The organism is Armatimonadota bacterium (assembly GCA_031459715.1).
In the GTDB taxonomy this organism is placed as follows: domain Bacteria; phylum Sysuimicrobiota; class Sysuimicrobiia; order Sysuimicrobiales; family Humicultoraceae; genus Humicultor; species Humicultor tengchongensis.
Genome location: JAVKIA010000029.1, coordinates 1 through 13,532, shown reverse-complemented (window position 1 = coordinate 13,532; position 13,532 = coordinate 1). Strand labels below are relative to the sequence as shown.

Here is a 13,532-nt window from a genome sequence, read left to right as displayed (position 1 = left end):
TGTGCGCATTGACTTTCTGTACTGGGAAGGCTGTCCGTCCCACGAGGAGGCCCTGCAGCGGCTGCGCGCCGTCCTGGCCGAGGAGGGGATCCCCGCAGAGGTACGGGTGATCCACGTGGAGACGGAGGAGATGGCCCGAGCGCTGGCCTTCCCCGGTTCGCCCACGATCCGGGTGGAGGGGCACGACGTCCAGCCGCAGACCGCAGCCGCCGACGGACGGCTCACCTGCCGCCTCTACCTCATGGACGACGGGCGGGTCTCGCCGCTGCCGTCGGCGGAGATGCTGCGGCGGGCGGTGCGCGCGGCGCAGGCGGCGGCCCCCGAGAGAGGAGGCGTGGACGTATGACCCTGGCCATGCACCAGCAGATCATCCCCTTCAGCCTGCCCGGGGTGGACGGGCGGACGTACACCGAAGCGGACTTCGCCGGGGCAAAGGTCCTGGCGGTGATCTTCTGGTGCAACCACTGCCCCTACGTACGCGCGTGGGAGGACCGGGTCATTGGGCTGCAACGAGAGTACGCCGATCGGGGCGTCCGCTTCGTCCTGATCAACAGCAACGACCCACAGAAGTACCCGGAAGATGCCTTTCCCCGGATGCAGGAGCGGGCGCGGCTGAAGGCCTACCCTTTCCCCTACCTCTTCGATGAGAGTCAGGAGGTGGCGCGGCGGTACGGCGCCACGCGCACCCCGGAGATCTTCCTCTTCGACGCCGCCCGCACGCTGCGCTACCACGGTGCGCCCGACGACAACTTCGAGGACCCGCATGGGGTGCGGCAGCACTACCTGCGCGACGCCATCGAGGCTGTGCTGGCGGGCCGGACCCCGCCGGTGGTGCAGACCCCGCCCCGGGGCTGCACCATCAAGTGGCGATAGGGCCCCCGCCAATCGCCTGCGCGTCCGGGAGACTCCGCCTACGCCGGGCCGGAGGTCCCGAGCACGCTCCCCGGTTCCCCTATGGCCAGCACTGCGGCGCCCTTGACCTCGCGGCGCTTCAGTTTCTGCAACGCCGCGTTGGCCGCCTCCAGCGGGAACACCTCCACCTCGGTGACGAGCGGGATCGCCGCGGCCAGGGCCAGGAACTCCCGGGCATCCTGCGGTGTGAGGTTGCTCACCGAGCGCAGGGTGCGCTCGCCGTAGAGCAGCCCGTAGGCCATCTCCGGAATGCGGTCCAGGTAGACGGCGTTGATGGCCAGGGTCCCACCGGGGCGCAGTGTCGCCAGGGCCCGGGGAATCAGCCCTCCGGCGGGGGCGAAAAGCACCGCCCGGTCCAGCGGCCGCGGCGGTGGGTCGTCGGCCGACCCGGCCCAGGCGGCGCCCAACTCCTCGGCCAGGGCCCGGTGCTCCGGGCTGCGGGTGAAGACGAAGACCTCACACCCCCAGTGCCGCGCCACCTGGATGGCCAGGTGCGCCGAGGCTCCGAAGCCAAACAGGCCCACCCGCTCCCCGGGGGCGACGTCAGCTTTGCGCAGTGAGCGGTAGCCGATCACCCCGGCGCACAGCAGCGGGGCCGCCTGCGCGGCGGAGAAGGCTTCGGGGATCGGGTAGACGAATCCCGCGTCGGCCACCATGAACTCGGCGTAGCCGCCGTCCACGTCGTAACCGGTGAAGCGCGCCTCCGGGCAGAGGTTCTCCTCCCCGCGGCGGCAGGCCGGGCACCGGCCGCAGGCGCGGTAGAGCCAGGTCACGCCCACACGCTGCCCCGCAGGCAGGGCAACCCCTGGCCCGGCTGTCTCCACGATGCCGACCACCTGGTGCCCGGGCACCACCACCTGCAGGCGCGGCGGCAGTTCCCCTTCGGCGATGTGCAGGTCGGTGTGACACACCCCCGTAGCCACCACCCGCAGCAGGACCTCTCCCGGACCGGGGATGGGGACCGGCCGCGTGGCCGGGCGCAGCGGCTCTTCCTCGACCGGCCGGGGGTGGTGCAGCTCCTGAACCCGCACCTTTAGTCGCGCCGCCCTCAGGGCAGCACCATGGTTACCGTGATCATGCTTCTGCCCCAACTATTTCCCGGCGCCCCGCGGCGGTCAAGGGGCGGCGGCCGCGGTACCATAGGAGGCGGGTGAGGAGATTCGGTCGCACGGTGGCGCTACTGGCCGGCGCGGCGGGGCTGGCTGCGGGCTGCGCACGCCCGCCCGCCCTGGTCACCTTCACCAGCGCACGGCAGCAGTTTGCCATCGCCTATCCCAAGGGGTGGGACGTCCACAGGAGCAGCGAGGACCTCCGCGTCTGGTTTCTCCCGGCCGGCAGCGCGGAGCCACCTGCTGCGGCCGAGTTCCTTCTGGTGTTCACCGAGCTCCGTCCCGGTCCGCTCAGCGATGATGAAGCCCGCTACCTGGGTTTGAACCTCCTGCCGATCCACGGGGTCTCCGGATTCCGCCGTTTCAAGGAGGAGGAAGGGACGGTGTGGCACCGCTTCGAGGTGACCGGCACCTCCTCCGGTGCCGAGTGGGCGTCCGTTGGCCTGCTGGTCACCGGGCGGCGCGCCCTGCGCTACGTGGTCTGTGCCAAGCCGCTGGACCGGTGGCGGGAGGGGCAGAAGCAGTGCGACCAGATCCTCAAGACCTTCCGCCCGGGTCCGCTGTCCTGACCTCCGCCCCGCCCGCGGCCTGGCAGACGAGGTACGCCCCCTCCCGCCCGGTGGACGCCTGGTAGGCTGCGGCCGCCGCCCCGACGAAGGCCGTCGCCGCGGCCCGTTGCACCAGCGCCAGGACCGCTCCGCCAAATCCCGCACCGACCAGGCGGGCGCCTAAGCAGCCAGGTGCCGCGTCGGCCGCAGCCTTCATCGCCTCCAGCTCGGGGATGCTGACCGCGAAGTCGTCCCGCAGGCTGGCATGCGAGGCAGCCAGCAGCCCGCCCAGCGCGGCAACATCCGCCCGTTCCAAAGCAGCCACAGCCTCCCGCACACGACGGTTCTCTGTGACCACGTGACGCACCCGGCGACCCAGTGGGTAGGGCAGTCCCTCCAGTAACGGCAGGTCGTCCAGGTCCAAGTCGCGCAGGCTGCGGATCTGCGGCCGGATGCGCCGCAGCAATGCTGCCGCCTCCTCGCACTCCTGCCGCCGCTGGTTGTAGGCGGAATCCTGCAGGGCCCGCCGCACGCCCGTGTGGCAGACCACCAGCACCAGGGAAGGAGGCAGAGGGACGTGGCGGTACTCCAGCGAGCGGCAGTCCAGGAACAGCGCACATCCAGGACTAGACAGCGCCGCGGCGAACTGGTCCATGATCCCGCAGCGCACACCCACGAACTCCACCTCGGCGCGCTGCGCCAGGAGCGCCACCTGACGGCGCTCCAGGTGGACAGCAGCGACCGCCAGCAGTGCCAGAGCCACGGCCACCTCCAGGGCAGCCGAGCTGCTCAGGCCGGCGCCTGCGGGCAGGTCGCCGCCCACTGCGGCCATCATCCCGTGCAGCCGCACCCCGGCGCGCAGCAGCTCCCCGGCCACTCCCTGGATGTAGCGCGCCCAGCGCGGCGCCGGCGGCGCCTGGGGACGGTCGGCGGGGAGGATGACCTCCTCGTCCAGGTCAGCGGCGTACCAGTGGAGAACCGGCCCGGCGCATCTCCGGGCGGCCACGAAGACGTAGCGGTCGATGGCCGCCGGCAGCACCAGTCCCTGGTTGTAGTCGGTGTGCTCCCCGATGATGTTGACGCGTCCCGGCGCGCGGCAGAGGATCTCGGGTTCAGCCTGAAATCGCCGACGAAAGCTACTCCGGAGAGCCTCCGCAGTCCCCCAATGCCCTGAACGTGCCACAGAAGCCTGTGCCTATCAGCGTGTACCCATCAGGATCTCGAAGACCAGGTGGTCCAGCCGCTCGTAGAGGAAGCTCCGGTGCGCGCCACCCGGCGGCGACGCAGACCCGTCCCCCTCTGCATCCTCATCCCAGCGCCTGATCTCCTCCAGAAGCTGCTGCACCTCCCGGTCCTCGTGGAAGCGGCGCACCTTCTCCGCCAGGATCTCGTAGGCGCGGATGCACCCCCTGACGAACTCCCAGACCTCCCGCTCGTCGGTGGTGCGGTATGGGTGGGCGTCAAAGGAGCGGGGTCCCGGCCAGCCGGCATCCTCCAGCAGCTTCACCACGAAGAAGCTGTCCTTGAGGTTGGCGGCACCGAACCGCAGGTCCTGGTCAAAGCGCAGCGGGCGCTGCGCGTTCAGGTGGATGCCGAAGAGCTTACCCGCGTATAAGGCGTGGGCCACCTCATGGGCCGGGTTGAGGCCGGCCATGGCCGCGTGCGCCAGCTCCGGGACCACGCCCACGCGTTCGGGGTGGTCCAGCGTGCCGATGAAGGCCAGGGCATGCCCCACAGTGGCCAGGTAGAGATCGCCCCGCGGCTCGTTGGGCTTGGGCTCGATGGAGAGGCGCATCTCGTACCCCTGCCGGGCAATGTACTCGACCAGCTCGTTGAATCCGTCCCGCAGGCGCTGCAACGCCTCTAAGGGGGATCGACTTGCGTCCACCTCAGCGCCATCCCGCCCACCCCAGATGTTGAACAGAGGCGCTCCCAACGCATGGCCCACGTCGATCGCCGCCTGGTAACGGGCCACAGCCAGGCGGCGCACCCGGGCCTCGCTGGAGGCAAGGCCGCCGTCCTTGAACACCGGGTCGGAGAAGACGTCGGCGCCGCAGGCGGCGCAGACCATCCCCGTATCGTCCATCCACCGCCTGGCCTCCGAGATCAGACGATCGCGCTGGATCAGGGAGCTCCCCGGGGGAATGAGGTCCTCGGCGTGGAGCTCGAAGGCTCCCGCCCCGCTTTTCGCCAGGCCGCTGATCGCCTCCAGGGGGCCCAGCGGCGCGCGCGTGGGGGCCCCGAAGGGGTCGGCTCCCCGGTGCATCACCGTCCACAGCCCGAAGCTGTAGATCCGCCGGGGGGTCTGGTGCACGGGCATCACAGGGCGGCGGCCAGTTCCGGATGCCATCGGCCGTACTCCTCCAGGGGAATCCCGGCAAAGTGGCTCTCCGCCGCCTGGCGCAGGGCGGTGACGCCGGCCGCAGGGCCCAGCGGATGGCCGAAGATGGCGGATCCGGCCATGGGGAGGACGTCACGTCCAAAGGCGTCATAGTTGGCTGGAAGCGTGCGGGCGGTCAGCCCGCCGGAGCAGGTGGGCAGCACCGGCGCTATGTGCGCCCAGGGATCCCGCAGGACAGCCGCCAGGCTCCTGGCTTCCGTCAGGCTCCCGCTGCGCAGGTACCCGCCCTGGGCGTAAAGGTCGAGGTAGTCCCCGCCCAGCAGACGGACGAATCTTGCGTAGACTCTGGTGTCGATCCCGTATCCCGGCCGCTGCGAGAGCACCGACCGACCTCCGGAGTGCACGTAGATAGGGACGCCCACATCTTCGTCTTCGCTCAACATCTGCAGGGATGCCAGACCGGCAGCAAACACGTTGACCATCAATCCGCTGGCTCCGGCCCGCACGGCCTCCCGTGCCGCCTGAAGCATCTGATCTGGCCGCCCGGTGACGTGAGCGCAGTAGATGACGCCCCCCTCCACCCCACGCACCTGACGCAGCACAGCAGAGACCGCGCGCACCCGCGGCACCAGCGGGCAATAGGGCGGGTTGTTCATCTTCTCATCGTCCTTGATCAGGTCGATCCCTCCGAGCGCCGCTTCTGCGCAACGCGAAGCCACCTCGTCGGGGGTCAGACCCGCCCCAGGCTTGATGATGGCGCCGAAGAGCAGGGCGTCGCGGCTCTTCTCCAGGACCGCCCGCGTCCCCTGAATGCCAAACCGGGGTCCGCGAAACGCACGAAGCAGCTCCTCCGGCAGGATACAGTCTGCCAGGCGGACGACTTGGGCAAACGGGCGCTCAAACAGCGGCCCCGCCGTGAGGTAGAGCCAGATGGCCGGGAAGAGCGAACCGCGGTCAGGCAGGTTGGCCGTGGGAAAGGCAATGGCGGCGTACCCCTCACCCGGCGCGATCTGGCGCACATCGTGCACCCGGGCCACAGATCGAGCGTAGAGCTCTGTGGGTGCGCCCTGGCCGCACCAGGCGCCGGCGCTCTCCTCCAGGGCGATGAACTCCGCGGTGCGCTCCAGGTCGGTGGTGGTCTCCACGTAGTACACACCCAGAAACGTGCCCCGGGGCGGCTGCCACTGCGGAACTGCCGCCTCTTCGCCTGGCCGGTAACTGCCCCTGTCCGCCGACTGCATCCCTGTCCGCGTCCTGGTGCAGAAGGATTGCCGTAGGTGCCGTGCCTCACGGGTAAATCCGGGTTGGCCGCACGGTTCAGCCTTTCGACAGGAAAGGGAATCTCGCCTGCTGAATACCCAGACGCCGGATGCCCGACGTGACCTGCGTGGGAGTCCTCGTCGCGGACGTGATCGTGCGGCCTGTAGACCAATGGCCGCACCCAGGGAGTCTCGCGCTCGTCGAACGCATTGAGCTGCACTCTGGTGGCCTGGCCCACACCACGGGGGTGGTCCTGGCCAAGCTGGGTGTCGCCACCGCCGTGGTCGGCCGCGTCGGCGCAGACCGTCTGGGCGCCTTCCTGGTGGACGTCCTGCGCCAGAACGGTATCGAGGCGTACGTGCCACAGGACACAGGGGCCAGCACATCAGCCACCGTTGTGGTCGTCGCCAGCAGCGGCGACCGCTCGTTTCTGCACATGCCGGGGGCAAACGTCCGCCTGCACCTGGAGGATGTGCCCGAGGCGCTGCTGGCTCGCAGCCGGATCGTCCACCTGGGCGGCTATTTCCTCCTGCCCGGGCTGGACGGGGAACCTGCCGCCGCACTGCTGCGGCGAGCAAAGGCTCTGGGATGTCGCACCAGCCTGGATACGGCCTGGGACGCGCACGGACGCTGGATGAGCGCACTGGCCCCCTGCCTGCCCTACGTGGACGTACTCTTCGGCAACCGGGCCGAACTGGCCCATGTCACAGGATTCCCCGACCCGCCCGCCATGGCCACGGCGTTGCGGGAGCTGGGTGTTGGTACTGTTGCTGTGAAGCTGGGAGAGGAAGGCGCCTACGTCGACGACGGCTCCTGGCGGGGGCGCGTCCCCGCTTTCTTCGTGGACGTGGTGGACACCACCGGCGCGGGCGACGCCTTCTGTGGGGGCTTCCTGGCCGGCTACCTGGCAGGGTGGGACGCGGCCCGGGCGGCCCGGTTGGGCAATGCCGTGGGGGCCATGTGCGTCACCGCCATGGGAGGTTCCACGGGAGTGCGCAGCATGGCTGAGGCGCAACGGTTTGCCGACACCACCCCGCTGCGGGCGTAGCGGGCGGTGAGTCCAGGGATCCACGGCGGATGCCCGACCCCACCCTGCTCCGGCAGACGCCCGATGGCCCGCCGGGTTCCCTGAGGAGCGTGCACCGTGCGCGGGGACGCGGTCGACCAGCTTGACCGCATGCTGGAGAAAGGGCTCCTGCTCTTTCTGCCCACGTACGTGCGGCGTCTCTACAGGGATGGGGGGCGCCTGGGCTTCTCACCCGGCTCCGGCGGTACTTCCCGACCGCGGCTGTGGCGCCCGGAGCGGTGGATCGCCTCCACCGTTCGGGCTACCTCGTCATCCCTGCGGTCGGCTGAGGGCCTCAGCCGGCTGGCCCTGGACCAAACCGGCCGTGCCTCCATCACCTTTCGTCAGGCCCTGCAGTGGCGCGGAGAGCGCATCCTAGGGGCCAGCAGGTTCAGGCGCTACGGGAGCGACTTCCCCCTGCTGGTCAAGATCCTGGACCCGGGTGAACCCATCGTCTTCCACTTCCACGCCACAGACCGCGACGTGCGCAGGTACCCCCGGCGTTTTCCCGGGCAGCGCTGGGGCAAGGACGAGGCCTACTATTTCCTCCCCGGACCCCGAGGGGCCGTGCCGTACACGCACGTCGGACTCCACCCCGGCGTCACCCGTCGCACCCTGGCCGAGGCTATCGCCCGCGGGGATGTGCTGGACCTCTCCCCCGTGGTCCACCAGCGTCCGGGCGAGGGGTTTTTCGTTCCCGCAGGTATCCCGCACCGTCCGGGCACGGCGCTGACGCTGGAGATCCAGCAGCCCTCAGATGTTTACACGCTGCTGGAGCACCGCTGGGGGGACCGGCTACTCTCTCCCGCCCAGATGCACCCGGGCTTTGCCTCTATTGAGGAGGCCCTGACCCTGATCGACTACGCGGCGGCGACGCACCCGGGGCTGCTGGACCGGCATCGCCTGGTTACCGAACCCGTTGCCGAGACCCGGGCTCGAGGCGGCGAAGAGTTCTGGATCTTCCCTCCCCGCCTGCGGAAGTTCTCGGGGAAGCGGCTGGTCGTGCGCTCCCGCTTCGAAAGCCAGGAGGCGGGCCCGTACGTCCTGCTGGTCTGGCGGGGACGAGGACGCCTGCTGGGGCACCGCCTGCGTCCCGGGACCGAAGCCCTGGTCACCGCGGAGTGCGCCGCCCGGCCGCACCTCTTCACAGCGGACCAGGAGCCGCTGGAGGTGTTCAAGCTCTTCCCGCCCTGAGATGCTGCTCGTCGTCTGTCCCAACCTCTGTCTGGACCGCATCGTTGTCGTCCGTGGCTTTGTGCCGGGACGCGTGCACAGAGCAGAGTCCGCGGAGGAGCTGGCCAGCGGCAAGGGCCTCAACGTGGCCCGGGCCGCCCGCGCGCTGGGGCTCCAGGTAGACGTGGTGGGCATCGTCGGGGACGGCCCGGCGGCCCACTCCATCCTGGGCGGTGCGCGGGCGCACGGGGTCCGACTGCAGGTCATCAGGGTCTCCGGTCCGGTGCGGGTCTGCACGCTGATCATCGATCCCGGTAAGGAAGAGACCGTGATCAACGAACCCGGACCTCCGGTGGGCGCCCGGGAGGTAAGCAGGCTGCAGAGGCGTGTCCGCAGGGCGCTCAGAGAGGCGCAGGCCGTGGTGCTGGCGGGAAGCCTGCCCCCCGGGGTGCCGCCCTCGCTCTACGCCCAGGTCATCCGCCAGGCGCCGGGAATTCCCACGATCCTGGATGCCGCGGGGGAAGCGCTCCGCCTGGGGCTGGCCGCGCGCCCGTTTCTGGTCAAGGTCAACCACCTGGAACTGCAGGAGGCGTTGGCCCGGCCGCTGCAGACGGTGGAGGAGATTGGTCAGGCCGCAGGAGAGATCCTGGATGCGGCTGGAGGCGGTGTCCTCATCACCCTCGGTGCGCAGGGCGCGCTGCTGTGCACCGCCGAGGGACGCTGGCAGATCATGCCGCCCGAGGTGCACCGGGTGAGCACCATCGGCGCGGGAGACAGTCTGACAGCAGGGCTGGTGGCGGGCCTGCTGCGCGGGCAGCCATTGCTGGAGGCCACCCGCCTGGGGATGGCGGCGGCGGCGGCGGATGTGGCCACCCTGCTTCCGGGAACGATCGATGGGGCCACGGTGAAAGGCCTGGTCCCAAAGGTGGGCGTTCGGGCGCTCTGATCATGCGGCGCCGCAGGGCAGGAGGGAGCGGGGAGCAGGGGATGTCCTTGCAGGGTCGCCCGGAGGTGTGTCGTAGTAGTCTACGGGAAACGCCGCTCACCGTACCCGCTTGTGGACGGTCCTCTACCCCTGTGGCTGCACCAGCGTTTCCTCAATCGGCTCGAGCACGAAGGAGGTGAGATCCGGCGACCAGCGGACGACATCCAGGTGTTGAAGTCCACCTCAAGGAGGCGAACCATGAGTCGCAGGATCTGGTGGCTGGCGGTAGCAAGTCTGTTGTTATGGGCCATGACCCCTACCGGTTGGGCCGCAGCGCCGTCAAAGCTGGAGATCTTCAGTTGGTGGACCGCGGGCGGGGAAGCGGAAGGGCTCGCGGGCCTGTTCAGCGTGTACAAGAAGCTCTACCCCAACGTGGAGATCATCAACGCCACCGTGGCCGGCGGCGCCGGCGCGCAGGCCAAGGCGGTCCTGGCGACGCGGCTGGCCGGTGGCGACCCCCCGGACTCCTTCCAGGTGCACGCAGGCCTGGAGGTGGAGAAGTACAACCCGGCCCGGTTCCTGGAGCCGCTGGACGATCTGTTCAAGTCCGAAGGATGGGAACGGGTGCTGCCCAAGGACCTGCTCACCCTGCTGCGCTACCAGGGCAGGTTCTGGTCGGTGCCGGTGAACATCCACCGCGCTAACGTCCTCTGGTACAACCGGAAGGTCTTTCAGGACAACAACCTGACGCCTCCGAAGACCTTCGACGAGTTCTTCAAGGTCGCCGACGCCCTCAAGGCCAAGGGGATCGTCCCCTTCGTCTTCGGCAGCAAGGACGGATGGGAAGCGGGACACGTGTTTGAGGTGGTCCTGGTCGGGACGCTGGGGGCGGAGGGCTACCGCGGCCTCTGGACCGGAAAGACTCCGTGGACCGACGCCAGGGTCACCCAGGCGCTGAACACCTTCAAGCGGATGCTCACCTACGTCAACACCGATCACCCTGCGCTGACATGGGACGGCGCCGGCCAGTACCTCATCGATGGGAAGGGTGCCATGCAGATCATGGGCGACTGGCAGGATGGCTGGTTCCAGTCGAAGCGGTACACAGGCTACGGCTGGGCTCCTCCGCCGGGCACTGCCGGAATCTTTGACGCCCTCTCCGACAGCTTTGCCCTGCCCAAGGGCGCCAAGAACCGCCAGAACGCGGTCAACTGGCTGAAGGTGGTGGGCTCCAGGGAGGGCCAGGAGGCCTTCAACCCCAAGAAAGGTTCCATCTGCGCCCGCACCGACTGCTCCCCTGGCCTGTTCAACCAGTACCTGCAGTCGGCGGCACGAGACTGGAAGACGAACGCGCTGGTGCCCAGCGTCATGCATGGTGCCGCGGCCTTTGAGAGCTGGGCCACGAAGTTCAAGGACATCGTGGCCCTCTTCGTCACCAGCGGCGACGTAGCCAAGACGCAGGCTGCGCTACAGAGCGCCTGCCGCGACGCCAAGGTCTGCAAGTAGGCGGTGAGAACGCCCGGAGACCCGCGAGGCAGTCCGCCCGGACTGCCTCGCGGTGTCATCTGCAGGCAGGTCGGGCTGCGGGGAGGGCAGACAGGTGACTGAGATGGTCCAGACCAAACCCCTGGCCGCAGCGCGCTGGCGGAGCGGCCGGTGGCGCCTGCGCAATCCCGACCGGGTTATTGCTGTGCTGCTGGTTCTCCCCTCCCTGGCGGCCATCGCCGTCTTCGTCTACGGGTTCATCGGCTTTACCGCCTTCGCCTCCCTGACCAGATGGGACAACCTGGTGCCGGACTTCTCCTGGGTCGGGCTGGAGAACTACTTTCGCCTGTTCAACACCCAGCGCTTCCAGATTGACCTGCGCAACACCGTCACCTTCACCAGCCTTTTCCTGCTTACCTCTCTGGCGCTGGGCTTCGCCCTGGCTGTGCTGCTGGACCGCCGCATCCGCGGCGAGGGGATCTTCCGTAGCCTCTACCTGTTTCCCCTGGCGCTCTCCTTCATCGTCACCGGTGTGGTCTGGCGCTGGCTGCTCAATCCCGGCAGTGCGGAACTGGGCAGCACCGGGGTAAACCTGCTGCTGGACAGAGTCGGGCTGGGCGCCCTGAAGAGCGGCTGGTACACCGACCCCCGCATCGGCATAAAGGCCGTGGTCATCGCCGCGGTGTGGCAGATGTCCGGCTACATGATGGCCATGTACCTGGCGGGGCTGCGCGGGATCCCCGAGGAGTTGCGTGAAGCCGCGCTGGTGGACGGGGCCAGCGAGTTCCAGGTCTACCGGCACATCATCGTGCCCTTGCTCCACCCCATCACCCTGGGCGCGTTGATCATTCTGGGGCACATCTCGCTGAAGATCTTCGACCTGGTGGTGGCGATGACCGGACCCGGGCCCGGGTTCTCCTCGGATGTACCGGCCCTCTTCATGTTCGACACCACGTTTCGCGGGAACAATTTCGCTCAGGGCGCCGGCATTGCCATCATCCTGCTGGTGATGGTGGCTGCGCTGATCGTGCCCTACCTGATCTACAGTCTGAGGACGGAGGTGCAGCGATAGACAGCACGCCCCGCACCCTCGCTGCCGTCCGGCCGCTCCCCTGGCCCCGCCTGGCCATTTACACCACTCTGGTCGCCTTTGCCCTCTTTTACCTGCTACCCATCTACGTGCTGCTGATCACGGGGCTGAAGAGCTTTGAAGAGGTGAACCTCTACCGTATGTGGGACCTGCCCACCAGATTCTCCCTGGACAGCTTCCTAAAGGCATGGTTTGGCAGCGAGAGCCAGGGGTTTCGCGGCATCAACAGCAACTTCTGGAACAGCGTGAGACTGGCCGTTCCCGCGACGCTGCTCTCTGCCGCGCTGGGATCGCTGAACGGGTATGTGCTCTCCAAGTGGCGGTTCCGGGGCGCCGACGGGCTGTTCACCCTCCTCCTTTTCGGCATGTTCATCCCCTACCAGAGCATTCTCATCCCGCTGGTGCAGCTCCTCAGCAGGATTGGGCTCTACGGCACCATCCCGGGACTGATCTTCGTGCACGTCGTTTACGGCATCCCCATCACCACGCTCATCTTCCGCAACTACTACGCCACGGTACCTGGCGAACTGGTAGAAGCGGCCAAGATCGATGGGGCCGGCATCCTGGGCATCTACCGCCACGTCGTCTTCCCCATCTCCATGCCGGCTTTCGCCGTGGTTATGATCTGGCAGTTCACCTCCATCTGGAACGATTTCCTCTTCGGGGTCATCGTCACGCCCCGCCCCGCGGTGCAGCCGGTCATGGTGGCTCTGAACAACCTGGCGGGCAGCTACATCGTGGAGTGGAATGTGCAGATGGCCGGGGCCCTGCTGGCGGCGCTGCCTACCATGCTGGTGTACGTGGTCCTGGGGCGCTACTTCATGCGCGGTCTGCTGGCAGGATCTCTAAAGGGTTAGCACTCGCCGAATCAGTACTCCCCCGGTGGAAAGACGAAGATCTCATATACCTGCCCGTAGAAGGCGTATTCAGCGCTTGTGCCGATGAAGAAGGCGATCCCCCTGGGGCTGTAGATGTAGATGACGTGACGGGTCCCCTGCAGCCGTCGGGTGGGAGAGCCGAAGGCCGCCACCACCTGGCTCTCCGTGCTCCCCAGGCCGAGGCCCTCGGATGTGCGGAACGGCGGCTGTGCAATCTCCCTCGAGTTCGGCGCCCAGACGCCTGCCTCGGTGATCACCCGCTTGTCCTTCTCCACGTATGCGTACACCCGGTTCCGCCACTGGTAGCGGATCCAGCCCGAGGGCTGCCCGGGACGCTGCGAGCCGGCGGCGGTCGGCACCTCCCCCAGCGTCCTGATCACCTCGTCCAGTGAGTCGCCGATGCGGACGATCCCCACGCGGTCGCCCGGGACAATCACCCGGTCGTTGGGCGCCGGGGGACGGGCCGCCACAGGCGTCGGCTCCGGCGTGGGGGCGGGAGCAGGGGGTGCAGGGGAGGACGGAGGTGCGGGTGGAGCCGGGGCGGGCGGAGCGGGCGAGGGAGCCGGGGCGGGCGCAGCCACCGCGGCTCCCAGGGAAACCAGTTCGGCGGTCCAGCGCTGCTGCGATCCCAGGTCCACGGTGACGGACTTGACCGCGCCCATTCCCTGGGCCCACCAGGCCGTCTCCTGCTGGCGGACCGCCGGATTGCGGCCGGTAGGGTCGACAACCTCATAGAGCTCCACGA

General features: G+C 68.6%; 14 protein-coding genes. 9 read left to right on the top strand and 5 right to left on the bottom strand.

What is annotated here, in order from left to right; all coding sequences use genetic code 11:
• Position 1 precedes the first annotated feature (1 nt).
• Positions 2-346, top strand: coding sequence for a hypothetical protein (locus tag QN152_10390; GenBank protein ID MDR7539918.1), 345 nt, complete (start codon positions 2-4; stop codon positions 344-346).
• Positions 343-873: a thioredoxin family protein gene (locus QN152_10385; GenBank protein MDR7539917.1), complete on the top strand. Its 531-nt coding sequence runs from the start codon at positions 343-345 to the stop codon at positions 871-873. Before QN152_10390 ends, QN152_10385 begins: the two co-directional genes overlap by 4 nt.
• Before the next feature lie 38 nt (positions 874-911).
• Here the strand turns inward: QN152_10385 and QN152_10380 are convergent, their stop codons facing one another.
• A complete protein-coding gene (locus QN152_10380; GenBank protein MDR7539916.1) occupies positions 912-1,943 on the bottom strand; it encodes a zinc-dependent alcohol dehydrogenase family protein in 1,032 nt (343 codons plus the stop codon).
• 119 nt (positions 1,944-2,062) lie between these two features.
• Here QN152_10380 and QN152_10375 point away from each other — a divergent pair, with 119 nt between their 5' ends.
• Positions 2,063-2,590, top strand: coding sequence for a hypothetical protein (locus tag QN152_10375; protein MDR7539915.1), 528 nt, complete (start codon positions 2,063-2,065; stop codon positions 2,588-2,590).
• Here QN152_10375 and galK read toward each other — a convergent pair.
• Genes galK through QN152_10360 form a run of 3 tightly spaced genes read right to left on the bottom strand, consistent with a single transcriptional unit; the run spans position 2,559 to position 6,151 of the window.
• Complete coding sequence (gene galK / locus QN152_10370; GenBank protein MDR7539914.1) at positions 2,559-3,752, bottom strand: galactokinase; 1,194 nt, start codon at positions 3,750-3,752, stop codon at positions 2,559-2,561. The two genes, QN152_10375 and galK, sit on opposite strands and share 32 nt — an antisense overlap.
• A gap of 15 nt (positions 3,753-3,767) precedes the next feature.
• A complete protein-coding gene (locus tag QN152_10365) occupies positions 3,768-4,919 on the bottom strand; it encodes a TIM barrel protein (protein MDR7539913.1) in 1,152 nt (383 codons plus the stop codon).
• Positions 4,889-6,151, bottom strand: coding sequence for a RuBisCO large subunit C-terminal-like domain-containing protein (locus QN152_10360; GenBank protein MDR7539912.1), 1,263 nt, complete (start codon positions 6,149-6,151; stop codon positions 4,889-4,891). Before QN152_10360 ends, QN152_10365 begins: the two co-directional genes overlap by 31 nt.
• Before the next feature lie 137 nt (positions 6,152-6,288).
• On the opposite strand from QN152_10360, the gene QN152_10355 reads away from it, so the two are divergent.
• From QN152_10355 to QN152_10330, 6 genes are all read left to right on the top strand, one after another.
• Positions 6,289-7,218 (top strand): carbohydrate kinase family protein, encoded by a 930-nt coding sequence (locus tag QN152_10355; GenBank protein ID MDR7539911.1) that lies wholly within the window; start codon positions 6,289-6,291, stop codon positions 7,216-7,218.
• Between the two features lie 96 nt (positions 7,219-7,314).
• The gene (locus tag QN152_10350) at positions 7,315-8,430 is read left to right on the top strand and encodes a hypothetical protein (protein MDR7539910.1); all 1,116 of its coding nucleotides are present in this window, start codon (positions 7,315-7,317) and stop codon (positions 8,428-8,430) included.
• A gap of 1 nt (position 8,431) precedes the next feature.
• Complete coding sequence (locus QN152_10345; GenBank protein ID MDR7539909.1) at positions 8,432-9,355, top strand: 1-phosphofructokinase family hexose kinase; 924 nt, start codon at positions 8,432-8,434, stop codon at positions 9,353-9,355.
• Positions 9,356-9,592: 237 nt separating this feature from the next.
• Positions 9,593-10,840 (top strand): ABC transporter substrate-binding protein, encoded by a 1,248-nt coding sequence (locus tag QN152_10340; protein MDR7539908.1) that lies wholly within the window; start codon positions 9,593-9,595, stop codon positions 10,838-10,840.
• A 103-nt stretch (positions 10,841-10,943) separates the two neighbouring features.
• Positions 10,944-11,891: a sugar ABC transporter permease gene (locus QN152_10335; GenBank protein ID MDR7539907.1), complete on the top strand. Its 948-nt coding sequence runs from the start codon at positions 10,944-10,946 to the stop codon at positions 11,889-11,891.
• A 107-nt stretch (positions 11,892-11,998) separates the two neighbouring features.
• Positions 11,999-12,766 (top strand): carbohydrate ABC transporter permease, encoded by a 768-nt coding sequence (locus QN152_10330; GenBank protein ID MDR7539906.1) that lies wholly within the window; start codon positions 11,999-12,001, stop codon positions 12,764-12,766.
• An 11-nt stretch (positions 12,767-12,777) separates the two neighbouring features.
• Here QN152_10330 and QN152_10325 read toward each other — a convergent pair.
• On the bottom strand, positions 12,778-13,532 hold a 755-nt coding region (locus tag QN152_10325; protein MDR7539905.1), incomplete at its 5' end, for a hypothetical protein.

Excerpts from the sequence above, each read along its gene's own strand:
- QN152_10385 (MDR7539917.1), top strand. The coding sequence starts at position 343 with ATGACCCTGGCCATGCACCAGCAGATCATCCCCTTCAGCCTGCCCGGG.
- QN152_10360 (MDR7539912.1), bottom strand. The coding sequence starts at position 6,151 with ATGCAGTCGGCGGACAGGGGCAGTTACCGGCCAGGCGAAGAGGCGGCA.
- QN152_10335 (MDR7539907.1), top strand. The coding sequence starts at position 10,944 with ATGGTCCAGACCAAACCCCTGGCCGCAGCGCGCTGGCGGAGCGGCCGG.
- QN152_10365 (MDR7539913.1), bottom strand. The coding sequence starts at position 4,919 with ATGGCATCCGGAACTGGCCGCCGCCCTGTGATGCCCGTGCACCAGACC.
- QN152_10345 (MDR7539909.1), top strand. The coding sequence starts at position 8,432 with ATGCTGCTCGTCGTCTGTCCCAACCTCTGTCTGGACCGCATCGTTGTC.
- QN152_10340 (MDR7539908.1), top strand. The coding sequence starts at position 9,593 with ATGAGTCGCAGGATCTGGTGGCTGGCGGTAGCAAGTCTGTTGTTATGG.